Consider the following 15,395-nt stretch of genomic DNA (forward strand, 5'->3'; position numbering starts at 1 on the left):
TCAGTGCCCCGCTTGCGCCCCGCGCTCGAGGCCCGAAGCGGCGAGCTGATCGTCGATCTGGTGCAGCAGGCGCTCGAGGCCCGCCTGGCTGTCGCTTTCGGCGCGGGCGACGAGCACGTCCTGGGTGTTCGAGGCGCGCAGCAGCCACCAGCCGTCCTTCGTGGTGACCCGCACGCCGTCGGTGTCATTGACGTCGGCGTCGGTGCCCGCAAGACGCTGCTTGACCTCGTCGATCGCGGCGAACTTGCGGCTTTCGTCGACCTGGAAGCGCATTTCGGGCGTGTTGATCACCGGCGGCATCGCGCCGCGCATCTCGGTCACCGATTTGCCCAGCCGCGCGGAGGCGGCGATCAGCCGGATCGCGGCATAAAGCGCGTCGTCGTAGCCGTAGTAAGTGTCGGCGAAAAACACGTGGCCGCTCATCTCGCCGGCCAGCGGCGCATGAGTTTCCTTCATTTTGGATTTAATCAGGCTGTGCCCGGTCTTCCACATCAGCGGCTTGCCGCCGAGCTCGGCGACGCGCTCGAACAGCGCCTTGCTGGCTTTTACGTCGGCGATGATAGTCGACCCCGGGCGATTACCTAGCAAGTCTTCCGCATAGATCATCAGCAGCTGATCGCCCCATATGATGCGGCCTTCGCCGTCGATCGCCCCGATCCGGTCGCCGTCGCCGTCGAAAGCGATTCCGAAGTCGAGGTTCTTCTCGGCGACAAGCTTGCGCAGGTCCTCCAGGTTTTCCGGGACAGTGGGATCCGGATGATGATTGGGAAAATTGCCATCGACTTCAGTATAGAGCGTGAAATGCTCCCCCGGCAGCCGCGCGGCGAGCAGCTCGAGCGCCGGACCGGCGGCGCCGTTGCCGGCATCCCAGCCGACCCGCAGGCCGGAGAGCTTGTCGGCAGGAAGGCCCTCGAGGCCGACCAGCAGACGCTCGACATACTCCTCGAGGATCTCGCGCGTCTCGACGGTGCCGGTGCCGTCCAGCCACTCGCCGGCAGCCGCCAGGCGGCCGATCGTCTGGATGTCTTCCCCGAAGAACGGCCGACCCTGAAATACCATCTTGAAGCCGTTATAATTGGCGGGATTGTGGCTGCCAGTTATCTGAATGCCGCCATCCATCTGTTCGGTTGAGGCTTCCGCGTAATAGAGCATCGGTGTGGGCCCCATGCCGATATCGACGACATCGCAGCCGCTGGCGGTGAGCCCTTCGCACAGCGCATGGGCGAGCATCGGCGAACTGATCCGGCCGTCGTAACCGACCGCGACTTTCTTGCCGCCCGCCCGGCGCAACAGCGTGGCGAACCCGCGGCCGATCGCGCGGGCGTCGTCGGGCCCCAGCGTTTCGCCGATGATTCCCCGGATATCGTACTCGCGCAGAACGGTCGGGTGAAACGTGTGGCTCATGAAGGCTCCTTTAAGCGTCGGGTAGTTCGTCCAACAGCAGGTCGCGCGCGGCGGTGGCCTCGTGCACCTGGTCGTTGGTCCCGCCCCGGTCGGGGTGGACCATGGCGAGCAAACGCCTGTGGGCATCGATTATTTCCGCGCGATCGGCATTGGCGCGCACGCCAAGCAGCTTGCGCGCGCGGAACAGCGCCTGCGCGCGCGTCGAGACCTTCGCTTCCCAGGGCCAGCGCCCGCTGGCCATCTTCCAGACGATCAGCGCCAGCACGGCATAGACGATCAGCCGGCCCACGGCTCAGGCGGCCTCGGCGCGATTGGAGAAGCCTGGCAGGTGCAGCTTGGCGACCAGCTCGCGCAATTCCTGCCGCGCGACGAGGTGGCTGGTGCCGAGCTCGCCCAACTGGCCTTTGTCGAGCAGCGTCAGGCCCGAGGGAAACAGCTCGCGGTAGATCACCCGCTCGCTGAGACCCTGCGCCACGCGGAAGCCGACGCGCTTGGAAAGCTCGGTCAGCGCGTCATCGATGCGCCGTTGGTTGCGCGCGTCGACGTGGTGCACCCGGTTGCGCACGACCACCCAATCCATCTCGCGCCGTTCCTTGATCGCTCGCGCCTTGCGCGCCTCGAAGATCAGCTCGGCGTAGAACGACAGGCGGCGGACCTTGAAGGTCTCGGCGTCGACCTGGCCGATCAGGTCGAAATCGACGAAACTGTCGTTCATCGGGGTGACCAGGGTATCGGCGCGGGTGGCGGCGTGGCGCGCGAGCGGGTCGTCGCGCCCTGGCGTGTCGAAGATCACGAAGTCGGCCGGTCCCGCAAGATCGCCTGTAGCGAGCTTGTCGATCGCCGCTTCGAGTTCCTCGACCGAGCCGCCCTCGAACACGGCGAAGTTCACGCCCGGAAGCGTGATGCCGCGGCGGTTCTCGGTCTCGGCGCGGTTCTCGAAATAGCGATAAAGCGTGCGCTGGCGCGGATCGAGATCGATCGCCGCGACGCGGGCGCCCCGATAGGCGAGCGCGACCGCCACGTGCACCGCGGTGGTCGACTTGCCGGTGCCGCCCTTCTCGTTGGCGAATACGATGCGGTGAGGAGCGGGGCTCGGCACGTGCGGAGTGGCTTTCTCTGATCGTTGCGGGCGGCTAGGGGCCGTGTTCCCGTTCGCTCTTATCCAAGGGGTGCGCCCGTGCATACCGTCAACCGCCTCGCTGCCTTGCGCGAAGCTGTGGACACTCTGCGCGGGAAAGGCCCGGTGGCGCTCGTCCCGACGATGGGCGCGCTCCACGAAGGGCACCTGACGCTGGTGCGCGAGGCGCGGGCAAGGGCGGCTTCGGTCGTCGTGTCGATCTTCGTCAATCCAACCCAGTTCGGCCCGAACGAGGACCTCGACGCCTATCCGCGCCAGCTCGAGGCGGATTCGCGGCTGCTCGAGGGCGAAGGCGTCGAGCTCTTGTGGGCGCCGCCGGTCGAGGAAGTCTATCCCGAGGGCTTCGCCACCACGATCTCGGTCAGCGGCGTGAGCGAAGGGCTGTGCGGGGCGACGCGGCCGGGGCATTTCGACGGTGTCGCCACGGTCGTCGCCAAGCTGTTCAACCAGGTGCGCCCCGACCTCGCGCTGTTCGGCGAGAAGGACTGGCAGCAGCTCGCGGTGATTCGCCGGATGACGCGCGACCTCGACCTGACCCGGCCCCATGTCGCCGCGATCCATGGCGTGCCGACGGTGCGCGAGGCGGACGGCCTCGCGTTGTCGAGCCGCAACCGCTACCTCTCGCCCGACGATCGCCAACGCGCGGCCGCGCTGCCGCGGGCGATGCGCGAGGCGATCGCGCGGATCGAAAGCGGCGACCAGGTCTCGGCCGTCCTGCTGGCGCTCAAGCAGGCGCTCACCGGCAGCGGTTTCGCCAGCGTCGACTATGCCGAGCTGGCCGACGCTGAGACCTTGGAGCCGCTGGGACAACTCGGCGATAGCGCGGCCCGCTTGCTGGTCGCCGCGCGGATCGGTGGCACCCGGCTGATCGACAACATGGCGGTCGGCGCGCGCGCTTGAACCGCGCGCCAATCTGCGCTTCACCACGGCGCTGGCATTTCGCGTCGGCTTCGATTAGTTGCGCGCGAAACTTGTTTCGGCAGGAAGGACGCCAAGGCCCGTGACACTCGGCTTTTCGGTCGATGAACTGTTGCCGCGAGCGCGCGGCGGCGGGCCGCTGAAGATCGGGCTGGCTGTACTGACCGAAGGCGAGTGGCTGCAGCCCGAGCCCGATCTTGCGGCGCGCAACGCGGCCTTCGATGCCCATCCCGAGAGCACCCAGGTTACCCCCGACGCCATGGCAGCCGGGGATGAGCTGGCGGCCATGCGCGGAACGACAGGCGGCCTCGAAGGCGCGGCCCGCTCGGCGTGGGAAGACATCTGCCTGCTCACCCGCAGGCCCGACGAACCGGCCTATCGCCTGACCGGCGCGGCGGTCGCTTTCCCAACCGACTGGCGCATCGCGGACAAGCTCGGGCACCCGATGATCGCGCTGCACACGCCGATCCACGGCTATGCCGAGAAGCTCGGCGGGGCGGTCGACCAGTTCATGAGCAAGCTCAAGCCCGGGCGAATCTACGGCCGCTGCAACTGGTTCGTCAGCCCGACGCCGGCCCTGCGCTGGCTCGCCGACGAGCCGGCCGAGGCGCAATTCGCCCACATCACGCCTGAGAACGCCGGCGATACGCTGTTCGTCCGCTCCGAGCGGCAGACGCTGCGCAAGCTGCCCGAAACCGGCGCGATCGTCTTCACCATCGGCATCTACCTCGCCCCGCTCGGCACGCTTTCGCCGGAGAACATGACGCGCATGGCGGAATCGCTCGCGACCATTCCCGAGCCCGAGGCGAAGCGCCGCGGCGCCCCGTACTTCGCACCTCAACTACAGGCCTATGCCGAGCGCCACGGTGCGGCTATCGGCCAAGCGGCTTAGAAGGAGCCCAAGATGAAGGTCCTCGTCCCCGTCAAGCGGGTGATCGATTACAACGTCCGCCCGCGGGTCAAGGCCGACGGCAGCGGGGTCGATCTCGCCAACGTCAAGATGAGCATGAACCCGTTCGACGAGATCGCCGTCGAAGAGGCGATCCGGCTGAAGGAAAAGGGCGTGGCGAGCGAGATCGTCGCCGTCTCCATCGGGCCGGCCAAGGCGCAGGAAACGCTGCGCACCGCGCTGGCGATGGGCGCCGACCGGGCGATCCACGTGCAGACCCCAGAAGATGTTGGCTCCGAGGTCGAGCCGCTTGCGGTGGCCAAGATCCTCAAGGCGATCGCCGACGAGGAGCAGCCCGGGATCGTGCTGATGGGCAAACAGGCGATCGACGACGATTCCAACCAGACCGGCCAGATGCTCGCCGCGCTGTGGGGCCGGCCGCAGGGGACCTTCGCCTCAAAGGTCGAAGTCGCGGGCGACAGCGTGCAAGTCACCCGCGAGGTCGACGGCGGGCTCGAGACCGTCTCGCTCAAGCTGCCGGCGGTGGTCACAACCGACTTGCGCCTCAACGAGCCGCGCTATGCCTCGCTGCCGAACATCATGAAGGCCAAGTCCAAGCCGCTCGCGGCCAAGACACCGGCCGATTACGGCGTCGACACCGCGCCGCGACTCAAGGTCACCCGCGTGGTCGAACCGCCGGTGCGCCAGGCCGGGATCAAGGTCGGTTCGGTCGACGAGCTGGTCGCCAAGCTCAAAGCGCTGGGAGTCGCCTGATGAAGACCCTCGTTCTCGTCGAGCACGACAACGTGCACCTCAAAGACGCGACGCTCGCGACCGTCACCGCCGCCGCAAAGCTGGGCGAAGTTCACCTGCTCGTCGCAGGCAAGGGCTGCCGCGCGGTCGCCGATGCCGCCGCGAAGATCGCCGGCGTCGGCAAGGTCTACCTCGCCGACGATGCCGCCTACGAGCACCAGATGGCCGAAAACGTCGCGCCGCTGGTGGTCGGCCTGATGGACAGTCACGACGCCTTCCTCGCGCCCGCCACCACGACCGGCAAAAACGTCGCCCCGCGCGTCGCCGCGCTGCTCGACGTGATGCAGGTCTCCGACATCGTCTCGGTCGAGGGTGAGCGCACCTTCACCCGGCCGATCTACGCCGGCAACGCCATCGCCACGGTCGAGAGCACCGACGCCAAGCTGGTCATCACCGTGCGCGGCACCACCTTCGACAAGGCCGCGAGCGAAGGCGGTTCGGCGAGCATCGAGGACGTGTCCGGCCCGGGCGACAGCGGCCTTTCCAGCTTCGTTAGCCTCGCCGCCGAAGAGAGCGAACGCCCCGAGCTGACCAGCGCCAAGGTGATCGTCTCGGGCGGCCGCGCACTGAAGGACGCGGCGACCTTCGAGCAGCTGATCGTGCCGCTAGCCGACAAGCTCGGCGCGGCGGTCGGCGCCAGCCGCGCGGCGGTCGATGCCGGATACGTGCCGAACGATTACCAGGTCGGCCAGACCGGCAAGATCGTCGCCCCGCAAGTCTACATCGCCATCGGCATTTCGGGGGCGATCCAGCACCTCGCCGGAATGAAGGATTCGAAGGTGATCGTTGCCATCAACAAGGACGAGGACGCGCCGATCTTCCAGGTGGCCGACATTGGCCTGGTCGGCGACTTGTTCCAGATCGTGCCGGAGCTGACGAGCAAGCTGTGATAAAAGACCTCCCCTGGACGGGGAGGGTCGGGGGGTGCTCGACGCCAGCGTAGCCGTCCCAAAAAAAAGCCTTTCCTACAAGACGTTGCTTGTGGCTTATACTGGGGATGGCCGAATCCAACATCCAACGGCTGCTCGTCTGGCTTTCAGCCGTGCAGGAAGCCGCGCCGTCCAGAACAAGTGTCACCCGTCGCCCGTGCTCGAAAAGTCAGGATTTCCGCGGCTTTCCGAGGCGACACCTGGGTGACAGGGTCCGTAAAGTGTCACCCGCCAACTTCGTAGGCCAGTACCGGCTGCCGCGCCGCCCGCGTTTCATCGAGCCGGCGGCGCGGCGCGAGTTGCGGCGCCTGGTGCAGGCTCTCGTCGCCCGCACGCGCCCGCTCCGCGATGCTCCGCAGCGCCATGATGAACTGGTCGAGGCTCGCCTTGCTCTCGCATTCGGTCGGCTCGACCAGCATCGCGCCGTGGACGACGAGCGGGAAGTACATCGTCATCGGGTGGAAGCCCTCGTCGATCAGCGCCTTGGCGAGATCGAGCGTGGCCACCCCCTCGGCGAAGCCACGATCGCTGAACAGCGCCTCGTGCATGCACGGGCCGGTCTTGCCGAAAGGCGCGTCGAGCACGTCCTGAAGGCTGCGCAGAATGTAGTTGGCGCCGAGCACCGCGTCGCCCGAGACCTGCCGCAGCCCGTCGGCGCCGTGGCTGAGGATATAGGCGAGCGCGCGGGTGAACATGCCCATCTGGCCGTTGAAGGCCGCCATCCGGCCGAAGCTGTGAGGGGCCGCGGCGACGCCGTCTTCTTCCTCGATCAGCTCGAAGCCCCCTGCCACCTTGCGGACGAACGGCAGCGGCGCGAACGGCGCCAGCGCTTCGCTGAGCACCACCGGCCCCGAGCCCGGCCCGCCGCCGCCGTGCGGAGTGGAGAAGGTCTTGTGCAGGTTGATGTGCATCGCATCGATGCCAAGGTCCCCGGGCCGCACGCGGCCGACGATGGCGTTGAAGTTGGCCCCGTCGCAATAGACCAGCGCGCCTGCGGCGTGGACCGCGTCGGAAATCGCCTTCATCTCGCGTTCGAAGAGGCCGCAGGTGTTCGGGTTGGTGATCATCACCGCGGCGACGTCCGAGCCGAGTCGGGCCTTGAGCGCGGCGAGATCGACGCGGCCTTCGGGGGTCGCGGGGATGTTCTCCACTTGGTAGCCGGCGAAAGCGGCTGTGGCCGGGTTGGTGCCGTGCGCGCTTTCCGGCACGAGGATCACCGAACGCGCATCGCCGCGCGCCTCGAGCGCGGCGCGAATGCACAGGATGCCGCACAGCTCGCCGTGCGCGCCGGCCTTGGGGCTCATCGCCACGCTGTGCATGCCGGTGAGCGCGAGCAGCCAGTGCGCCAGCTCGTCGATCACCGCGAGCGCGCCCTGCACGGTCGATTCGGGCTGCAACGGGTGCAAATCGCCAAACCCCGGCATTCGCGCGACTTTCTCGTTGAGCCGCGGGTTGTGCTTCATCGTGCAGCTGCCGAGCGGGAATATCCCGCAGTCGATGGCGTAGTTCTGCCGGCTAAGCCGCGTGTAGTGCCGCACCGTCTCGGGCTCGGACAGACCGGGCAGGCCGAACGGCTCCGAGCGCGCGAGGCCGCCGAGGCGGTCCGCGCCGCCCGAAGGCTCGGGCAAGTCGACACCGCAGGTATCCGCGCCGCCGATCTCGAAGATCAGCGGCTCTTCGAGCATCAACCCGCGGTTGCCGGTGACGGTGACGATCCCGCTTTCTCCGGTCGGCGCGTCGGGCGTGCCGGGCTTCCACCCGCTGGTGTTGGGCGCGTTCATGCCAAGGCCTCCTGCAAGGCCGAGGCCAGGGCCTCGATATCCTCCTCGGTGACGGTCTCGGTCACCGCGATCACGATGCCCTTTTCGCGGCGGTCGCCGTCGGGATAGAGCCGCCCCAGCGAAACGCCGGCGAGGACGCGTTTGTCGGCGAGATCGCGAACGAGCTGGCGCGCGTCGCCGGGCACGACGATCGTGAACTCGTTGAAGAAGCTCTCGTTGAGCACTTCGACGCCCGGCACCTTCGCCAGCCGGTCCGCAGCCGCGCAGGCCAGCCGATGGTTCTCCGCCGCCAGCGCCCGCAAGCCCTTCTCGCCCAGCAGCGTGAGGTGGATCGAAAACGCCAGCGCGCACAGCCCGGAGTTGGTGCAGATGTTGCTTGTCGCCTTCTCGCGGCGGATGTGCTGCTCGCGGGTCGAGAGCGTGAGTACGAAGCCGCGCTTGCCCTCGGCATCGACCGTCTGGCCGCACAGCCGGCCGGGCATCTGCCGCACGTGCTTCGGGTCGCGCACCGCAAACAGGCCCAAGTATGGCCCGCCGAACTGCAGCCCGACGCCGATCGATTGGCCCTCGCCGACGACGATGTCGGCGCCCATCTCGCCGGGCGACTTGAGCGCGCCGAGCGCGACCGGTTCGGTCACCACCGCCACCAGCAGCGCGCCCGCCGCGTGGCAAGCTTCGGCGAGCGCGGTCATGTCGCCGATGCGTCCGAGGATGTCGGGGTACTGCACCACGACGCTGCCGGTTTCGCTGTCGACAGCTTTGGCCAGCGCGGCAAAGTCCGTCTCCGCTAGCAGCTTGGGCTCGGCGTACACGATGATATCGCCGTTGAACTTGCCCATCGTCTTCGCAGTCGAAACGTAATGCGGGTGCAGACCATCCGACAGCAGCGCCTTGCTGCGCTTGGTGACCCGCCCGGCCATCGCGATCGCTTCCCAGCACGCCGTGGATCCGTCGTACATCGAGGCATTCGCCACCGCGCAGCCGAACAGCCGCGCGACCTGGGTCTGGAACTCGAACAGCATCTGCAGCGTGCCCTGGGCGATCTCGGGCTGGTAGGGCGTGTAGCTGGTGAGGAACTCGCCGCGCTGGATCAAATGGTCGACGCTCGCCGGGACATGGTGGCGGTAAGCCCCCGCACCGAGGAAGAACGGCGCGTCGGCGGCGGCCAAGTTCATCTTCGACAGCCGCCGCATGTGCCGCTCGACCGCCATTTCGCCGGCATGCATCGGCAGGCCTTCGACCGGGCCGGTGAGATAGTGCTCACGCGGCACGTCGGCGAAGAGGTCGTCGATCGACTTCGCACCGATGACGTCGAGCATCGCCGAGCGGTTGCCGTCGGTCAGGGGGAGGTAACGCATTATGTGATCCTCAGAGCGACGCCACGAAGGCCTTGTACTTTACCTCGTCCATCAGCCCGTCGAGCTCGCCCTTGTCGGCAATCGTCAGCTTGAAGAACCAGCCGTCGCCTTCAGGCGCGGTGTTGACCAGCGCCGGATCGTCTTCCAGCGCGGCATTGCCTTCGATGACCGTGCCGCTGACCGGCGCGTAGACGTCGCTGGCGGCCTTGACGCTTTCGACCACCGCGGCTTCCTTGCCCTTGGCGACCGTGGCGCCGGCGGCGGGGACTTCGACGAAGACGATGTCACCGAGCTGGCCTTGCGCATAGTCGGTGATGCCGATCGTGGCGCTGTCGCCGTCGACCTCGATCCATTCATGCTCTTCGGAGAAGTAACGCGGCATCTAGGCGGCTCCTTTGCGGTGGTAGCGGTGGGGGACGAACGGCATTGGCACGACGCGCGTAGGCAGGCGCTTGCCGCGCACCTCGAGTTCGAGCTCGGTGCCTTCGGATGAATGAGCGGAGTCGACATAAGCCATCGCAATCGGATGGCTGAGCGTTGGTGAGAAGCCGCCCGAGGTGACGGTGCCGATCCTGGCTTCGCCAGCAAAGACATCCGCGCCCTCGCGCGCGGCCATGCGGCCTTCGAGCGACAGGCCGACGCGGCGGATTGGCGCGCCGGAAGCGAGCAACGTGAGGATGCGTTCGGCGCCCGGGAACCCGCCGGACTGGCGGCGTGCCTGGCTGATCGCGAATTCGAGCCCGGCGCTGACCGGGTCCGTCTCCGCAGTCATGTCATGCCCGTAAAGCGGCAGCCCGGCCTCGAGCCGCAGCGAATCGCGCGCCCCGAGGCCGATGGGCTTGACCTCCGGCAGGGCGCATAGGGCATCGGCGAGCGCCGTGACGTCTTCGGCGCGGACCGAGATTTCGAAACCGTCCTCGCCGGTGTAACCCGAGCGGCCGACGCCGAGCGGACGGCCATCCCAGAAGAACGGACCGGCTTGCATGAAGCCGAGCTCATCCAGCGACGGCATGCCCTCGAATGCGGGCGTCAGCCCCAACCGGCCGAGCGCCGCGGCCGCTTCGGGCCCCTGCAGCGCCAGCAGCGCATGGTCGGCCAGGTGGTTGAGCGTGACCTCGTCGGGCAAGCGCTCGCGCAAATGGCCGATGTCGTCCCACTTGGTCGCGCCGTTGACCACCAGGTAGAACTCGTGGCTGCGGTTGGTGACCATCAGGTCGTCGAGAATCCCGCCGTCCTCGGCGAGCAGCAGCGAATAGCGGATACGGCCCGGCTTGAGCGAAGCGACGTCCGCCGGTAGCAGCGCCTCGAGCGCCTCCACAGCGCCCTCGCCGCTAATGGTCAGCTGACCCATGTGGCTGACATCGAACAGCCCGGCATGGGTGCGGGTCCATTCGTGCTCGGCAAGGATGCCCTCGTACTGGATCGGCATCTCGTAGCCGGCGAAACCGACCATCCGCGCGCCATGTGCGCGGTGCCAGGCGTCGAGCGGCAGCTTGTCGAGAGTTTCGGCTTCGGCGTCTTCGCTCATCTTGCGTCCCGACATGCGATGGCGAAGCCCGGCGTGGGCCTCGTTCTCCATCGCCCCCTCTGTCGGGAAACCTGAGAGCCTGGCCCGGACCTGATCCGGGCGTACACCTTCGGTGGCCTCCTTGCGGAGACGCTTTCCAGAGTGCCCGGCTACCGAACCGCGGTCCGTTGGCCTGAGAGATTCCGGGGCGGTTGCTCCTTCGGCGGCCTGGCTAACCAGACACTCTCCCACGGCTCGGCCGGGGCGAACCCCGGCGGGCGGCAGCCGTTTCGCGCGAAACGATTTGGGGGTCAATCTATTTCGGAGCGTCCCAATCCTGGTTGGCCCGCGCGACGAGGTACTGGTGGACGGCTTCGGCCTGATCCGGCGTGATCACATCGGCGAAGCTCGCCATGCCGTTTGCCGCGCGCTTGCCGCCGAGCACGATGGCGAGGAAATCGGCGTGGGTCTGCGGCGACATGTGGCGCAAGTCCTTGACCCCGCCGCGCGCGGCGACGCCGTGGCAAAGCGCGCAGTTCTGACCGTAGAGTTGCTCGCCCTTTGCCACGACATCGGCGCCGGCCGTCAGCTTGGGCGGCGGAGCCAGCTCGGGCACCTCGATCGACTCTTTCGGCATCGGCGGCAGCTTGGCGTTGCCGCCGAGCTTGAACACCAGCAGGCGCGGCTTGCCGATGAAGAGCTTGGCGTAGTTCGAGCGCTCGACGTGCGCGAGGCCGCCGCCCCAACCGGCGTTGACCGCGATGTATTGCACGCCGTCGATCATGTAGGTGATCGGCGCGGCGATCGGCACTTGCTGAACGGGCATCTGCCAGACCTTCGCCCCGGTGTCGGCGCGATAGGCGGCGAAGGTGGTGCCGATGTTGCCCTGGAACACGAGGTTACCAGCGGTGACCAGAACGCCGCCGCTGCCCTTCTGTTCGTCGGGGGTGCGCCAGACTTCCTTCTGCGTCACCGGGTTTCGCGCCGAGAGCCAGCCGCGCGAATGGGCGTCGGCATATTCGGCGATCTTCTTGCGTTCGGCGTCATAGCCCGAGAAGCTGGTGCCGAGACCGGGTTTGGCCGGATCAAAGCTGTCCGCCGCGGCGTAGGCCATGTAGGTTTCGCTGACCGGCACATAGACCAGTCCGGTGCGCGGGCTGTAGGCCATCGGGTTGAAGTTGTGCGCCCCGCCTGCGCCCGGCGAAACCATGACGGGCACCTTGCCGTAGCGCACGGCGGGGTTCTCGATCGGACGACCGGTCTTCATGTCGATACCGCTGGCCCAGTTGATCGGCACGGTCGCCTTGGCGCTGAGCAACTCGCCCGTCCGGCGGTCGAGCACGTAGAAGAACCCGTTCTTGGGCGCCTGCATCAGCACCTTACGGAGCCTTCCGCCGATCCTCAGGTCAGCGAGGATCATCTGCTGGGTGGCGGTGTAATCCCACTCCTCGCCTGGCGTGGTCTGGTAGTGCCAGACGTATTCGCCGCTATCGACGTTCAGCGCGACGATCGAAGCGAGGAACAGGTTGTCGCCCCCGCCCGGGCTGCGGAAAGTCTGCGCCCACGGCGATCCGTTGCCGACGCCGATGTAAACGAGGCGCAGCGCGGGATCGTAGGCCATAGAATCCCAAACTGTGCCGCCGCCGCCGGCCTTCCACCATTCGCCGGTCCAGGTCTTGGCGGCCATCGCCATGGTCTTGTCGAAACCATCGGCGGGGTTGCCGGGGACGGTGAAGAAGCGCCAGGCCTGCTTGCCGGTCTCGGCGTCGTAGGCGGTGACGTAGCCGCGCACGCCCATCTCGGCGCCGCCGTTGCCGATCAGCACCTTACCGGCATAGACCCGCGGCGCGCCGGTGATCGTGTAGTTCTTCGAGTTGTCGACCGTCAGCACCGACCAGACCGGCTTGCCGCTCCTGGCGTCAAGTGCGATCAGCCGCCCGTCGAGCGTGGCGACGTAGATCTTGCCGTTCCACGCCGCGAGCCCGCGCGAGACGATATCGCAGCAGGCCAGCTTGCCGAACTTGAGCGGCACTTGCGGATCGAACCGCCACAGGACCTTCCCGCTCGCTGCGTCGTACGCGGTCACGATGTTCCACGGCTGCACGTTGTAGAGCACGCCGCCGATCTCGAGCGGACTCGCTTCCATCCCGCGCTCGGTCTGGAGGTCGGCGTACCAGGCGAGTCCGAGCTTTCCGACATTCTTGTCGTTGATCTGGCTGAGCGGACTGAAGCGCTGCTCGTCGAACGTGCGGCCGACCATCGTCCAGTCGGCAGACGGCGCCTGACCGGCGGCGGTCAGCATGAGCGCGAAGGCGACCGCCAGCGCGCGGGCGAAGTGCTTTCGGATCATCGGCGGCTCAGACGGCGGGCAAGTCGCGGGCGTCGGCCCAGAAGCCATGCACCTGGCCGACGACCTTGAAGGGCATCTTGACCCTCGCGACCGGCCCCGCGGCGACATCCTTGGTGTCGACCAGAATCAGGTCGGAGCGGCCAGCCTCCTTGATGCTGCTGCCGACGCCGATCAGGTAGCCATCCCCTTCCGGCGCGTCGTGCTTGCGCGGCACGAAGGTCATTTCCGACAGCGCGTAATCCGGCACGGTGACCATCTGCGAGGTCTTCGTCGCGTGGTCGAAGATCGCCCACCCGCGCCCGGCATTCAAATAGCCCCAGCGGTACGGCAGCGTGTGGAAGCGGTCGTCCTGCCGCGAGAGCACGCCGGTGATCTCGGGATAGAGTGTTTCGACCTGGTAGGTGTCGTTGCTCTTGCGGCTGAGGTCGATGGTGAAGCGGCGGATGCGGCCCTGCGCCTTCACCGGATCGAACGGCTCGTGGACGCTGGGGAAGAACGGGAACTGGTTGCCCTCGCCGCCATCCATGTCGAGCGTCACCTTCTCGCCGTCGGACCAGGCGCCCATCACGTGAGTGCAGAACAGGTTGGCGCCCTTGAACCAGCGCACATCCTTGCCGTCGCCGCCGCGGCGCAGCACGCCGATATAAACCGGCAGCGTCGAATCGTAGGCGAAGTGGACGCCGCCGGCCTGCATCTGCGGCAGATTGGCGGCCATCTGCGTGACCATCAGCACGACGTGGCGCTGGGTGACCGCGAAGTCGTGCATCATCGCCGCGTACGGCGCCTGTACCGTGACGCCCCAGTTGACGTTGCCGTCCCTGTCCGCGCTGAACACGCGGACGTCCTTGCTGGCGAGCCCGTTCGCCTCGTAGCCGAAGCTGACGTACTCGCCGGTCATGGGGTCGATCTTCGGGTGCGCGGTGTGCGTCTGGCTGCCGAGCTTGCCGCCGAAGGTGTAGTAATCGTCCTTCGTCTCGAGCGTCCACGGATCCATGTAGACCGGCGGGCTGTCCTCCTTGAACACCAACAGCTTCTTGTGGTGCACGAACAGCTGGGTGTTGGCGGTGCCGCGGCTGAGACCCTTGACGCTCGGATCGTCGGTCATCGGGTTGCGGTACATCCCGAACAGGCTGGCCCGCGCCTCATGCTGCGCCTTCCACCGCTGGGTGCGAGCGTAACGAGTGCGGTAGTCGACGTGGCCGGCCTTGATGCGGAACATCGAGACGTGGCCTTCGCCGTCGAACGGGATGTCGCCGGAATACTGCGCAGGCTTCGGATACTGCGGATCGGGCCCGACGCGGTAAAACACGCCGTCCAGGTCGGTCGGCAGGTGCCCTTCGACCTCGCAGTCGTAGAGGTCGATTTCGGCGCGGTTGTTGGCGCTCGGCGCACCGCCGCCGAAGGCGCGCGGGTCGGACGGAAAGTCGACCTGCGGGCTGGGGGTGGCGGCCATGGCCGGAGCGGATACGCCGGCCAGCGCCGCGCCGGTGCCGAGCGTCGCCGCGCCCAGAAAGGCGCGCCGGCCGAGCTCGGGGCCCATGTTCGCTTCGTCGGGATTGTTAGCCACGGTCGTCTCCTCGTCCGCCGACATTGTTGTCGGAATCAAATGGCCGCGCAAGGCGTCATTTGGCGGGCGGAGGAGATGGAGCGGGTAAGGGGAATCGAACCCCTCTAGCTAGCTTGGAAGGCTAGTGCATTACCACTATGCTATACCCGCTTAGGGGGCGCCAGTGCCACCAAGCACGGCGCGGCGTCAAGCGCCCTCAGTGCCCTTCGAAGTCGATCAGCGCCCACGGTTCGACCCCCGCCGCGCGAAGTTGCGCGCCGCCGCCGAGCTCAGGCAAGTCGATCACGAACAGCGCGTGCTCCACCAGCGCGCCGGCATCGCGCAGCAGCTGCGCCCCCGCAAGCGCCGTGCCGCCGGTAGCGAGGAGATCGTCGACCAGCAGCACGGGCTCGCCATCGACGATCAGGGTTGGATCTAGCTCGATCCGCGCCTGGCCGTACTCGAGCGCATAGTCGACGCCGATCGTCGCCACCGGCAGCTTGCCCGCCTTGCGCAGCGGCACGAAGCCGAGCCCAAGCCGGGCGGCGATTGCCGCGCCGAAGATGAACCCGCGCGCCTCGATCCCGGCGACGGCCGAGGGCTGCATCGGTCGCGCCGCCGCGACGAGGTGATCGATGGTCGCCGAAAGCCCCTCGGGGTGCGCGATCACGCTTGTGATGTCGCGGAACATGATGCCGGGCGCCGGGAAGTCCGGAACCGTGCGCACCAAGGCCTTGATCTCGGCCGGAGTCATCGGCGCGG

At 67.4% G+C, this 15,395-nt stretch carries 14 protein-coding genes, 1 tRNA gene and 2 riboswitches; of the genes, 4 read left to right on the plus strand and 11 right to left on the minus strand.

What is annotated here, in order from left to right:
• From pgmG to G7B69_RS09160, 3 genes are read right to left on the minus strand one after another with little or no spacing between them, the layout of a single operon-like run.
• A complete protein-coding gene (gene pgmG, locus G7B69_RS09150) occupies positions 1-1,404 on the minus strand; it encodes a phosphoglucomutase/phosphomannomutase PgmG (protein WP_166178426.1) in 1,404 nt (467 codons plus the stop codon).
• Positions 1,405-1,414: 10 nt separating this feature from the next.
• Positions 1,415-1,693: a J domain-containing protein gene (locus tag G7B69_RS09155; RefSeq protein ID WP_166178428.1), complete on the minus strand. Its 279-nt coding sequence runs from the start codon at positions 1,691-1,693 to the stop codon at positions 1,415-1,417.
• 3 nt (positions 1,694-1,696) lie between these two features.
• Positions 1,697-2,503, minus strand: a complete 807-nt coding sequence (locus tag G7B69_RS09160; protein ID WP_243415098.1) for a division plane positioning ATPase MipZ — start codon at positions 2,501-2,503, stop codon at positions 1,697-1,699.
• A 78-nt stretch (positions 2,504-2,581) separates the two neighbouring features.
• On the opposite strand from G7B69_RS09160, the gene panC reads away from it, so the two are divergent.
• The 4 genes from panC (at position 2,582) to G7B69_RS09180 (ending at position 6,052) form a co-directional block, all read left to right on the plus strand.
• Positions 2,582-3,442, plus strand: a complete 861-nt coding sequence (gene panC / locus G7B69_RS09165) for a pantoate--beta-alanine ligase (protein WP_166178432.1) — start codon at positions 2,582-2,584, stop codon at positions 3,440-3,442.
• A gap of 100 nt (positions 3,443-3,542) precedes the next feature.
• On the plus strand, positions 3,543-4,352 hold the full coding sequence (locus G7B69_RS09170; RefSeq protein WP_166178434.1) for a heme-dependent oxidative N-demethylase family protein: 810 nt from the start codon (positions 3,543-3,545) through the stop codon (positions 4,350-4,352).
• A 12-nt stretch (positions 4,353-4,364) separates the two neighbouring features.
• On the plus strand, positions 4,365-5,123 hold the full coding sequence (locus tag G7B69_RS09175; RefSeq protein ID WP_166178436.1) for an electron transfer flavoprotein subunit beta/FixA family protein: 759 nt from the start codon (positions 4,365-4,367) through the stop codon (positions 5,121-5,123).
• Positions 5,123-6,052, plus strand: a complete 930-nt coding sequence (locus G7B69_RS09180) for an electron transfer flavoprotein subunit alpha/FixB family protein (RefSeq protein ID WP_166178438.1) — start codon at positions 5,123-5,125, stop codon at positions 6,050-6,052. The genes G7B69_RS09175 and G7B69_RS09180 overlap by 1 nt, the downstream gene beginning before the upstream one ends.
• A 263-nt stretch (positions 6,053-6,315) precedes the next feature.
• Here G7B69_RS09180 and gcvPB read toward each other — a convergent pair whose 3' ends face one another.
• From gcvPB to G7B69_RS09220, 8 genes are all read right to left on the minus strand, one after another.
• Positions 6,316-7,872 carry an aminomethyl-transferring glycine dehydrogenase subunit GcvPB gene (gene gcvPB, locus G7B69_RS09185; RefSeq protein WP_166178440.1) on the minus strand — a complete coding sequence of 519 codons (1,557 nt, stop codon included), beginning with the start codon at positions 7,870-7,872 and terminating at the stop codon, positions 6,316-6,318.
• Complete coding sequence (gene gcvPA / locus G7B69_RS09190) at positions 7,869-9,230, minus strand: aminomethyl-transferring glycine dehydrogenase subunit GcvPA (protein WP_166178442.1); 1,362 nt, start codon at positions 9,228-9,230, stop codon at positions 7,869-7,871. The genes gcvPB and gcvPA overlap by 4 nt, the downstream gene beginning before the upstream one ends.
• Positions 9,231-9,240: 10 nt before the next feature.
• Positions 9,241-9,612: a glycine cleavage system protein GcvH gene (gene gcvH / locus G7B69_RS09195; RefSeq protein ID WP_166178444.1), complete on the minus strand. Its 372-nt coding sequence runs from the start codon at positions 9,610-9,612 to the stop codon at positions 9,241-9,243.
• Positions 9,613-10,773: a glycine cleavage system aminomethyltransferase GcvT gene (gene gcvT / locus G7B69_RS09200; protein WP_243415099.1), complete on the minus strand. Its 1,161-nt coding sequence runs from the start codon at positions 10,771-10,773 to the stop codon at positions 9,613-9,615. It lies immediately after the preceding gene.
• Between the two features lie 34 nt (positions 10,774-10,807).
• A riboswitch (glycine riboswitch) is annotated at positions 10,808-10,908 on the minus strand.
• A riboswitch (glycine riboswitch) is annotated at positions 10,909-10,998 on the minus strand.
• A 55-nt stretch (positions 10,999-11,053) separates the two neighbouring features.
• Positions 11,054-13,087: a PQQ-dependent dehydrogenase, methanol/ethanol family gene (locus G7B69_RS09205; RefSeq protein WP_166178446.1), complete on the minus strand. Its 2,034-nt coding sequence runs from the start codon at positions 13,085-13,087 to the stop codon at positions 11,054-11,056.
• 7 nt (positions 13,088-13,094) lie between these two features.
• A complete protein-coding gene (locus G7B69_RS09210; RefSeq protein WP_166178448.1) occupies positions 13,095-14,654 on the minus strand; it encodes a carotenoid oxygenase family protein in 1,560 nt (519 codons plus the stop codon).
• Positions 14,655-14,730: 76 nt separating this feature from the next.
• Positions 14,731-14,804: transfer RNA gene (locus tag G7B69_RS09215), tRNA-Gly, on the minus strand.
• Positions 14,805-14,850: 46 nt separating this feature from the next.
• Entirely contained in the window at positions 14,851-15,387 is a 537-nt protein-coding gene (locus tag G7B69_RS09220) for an adenine phosphoribosyltransferase (RefSeq protein WP_166178450.1), read from the minus strand.
• Between the last annotated feature and the right edge of the window lie 8 nt (positions 15,388-15,395).

The organism is Croceibacterium segetis, assembly GCF_011320115.1.
Lineage (GTDB): Bacteria > Pseudomonadota > Alphaproteobacteria > Sphingomonadales > Sphingomonadaceae > Croceibacterium_B > Croceibacterium_B segetis.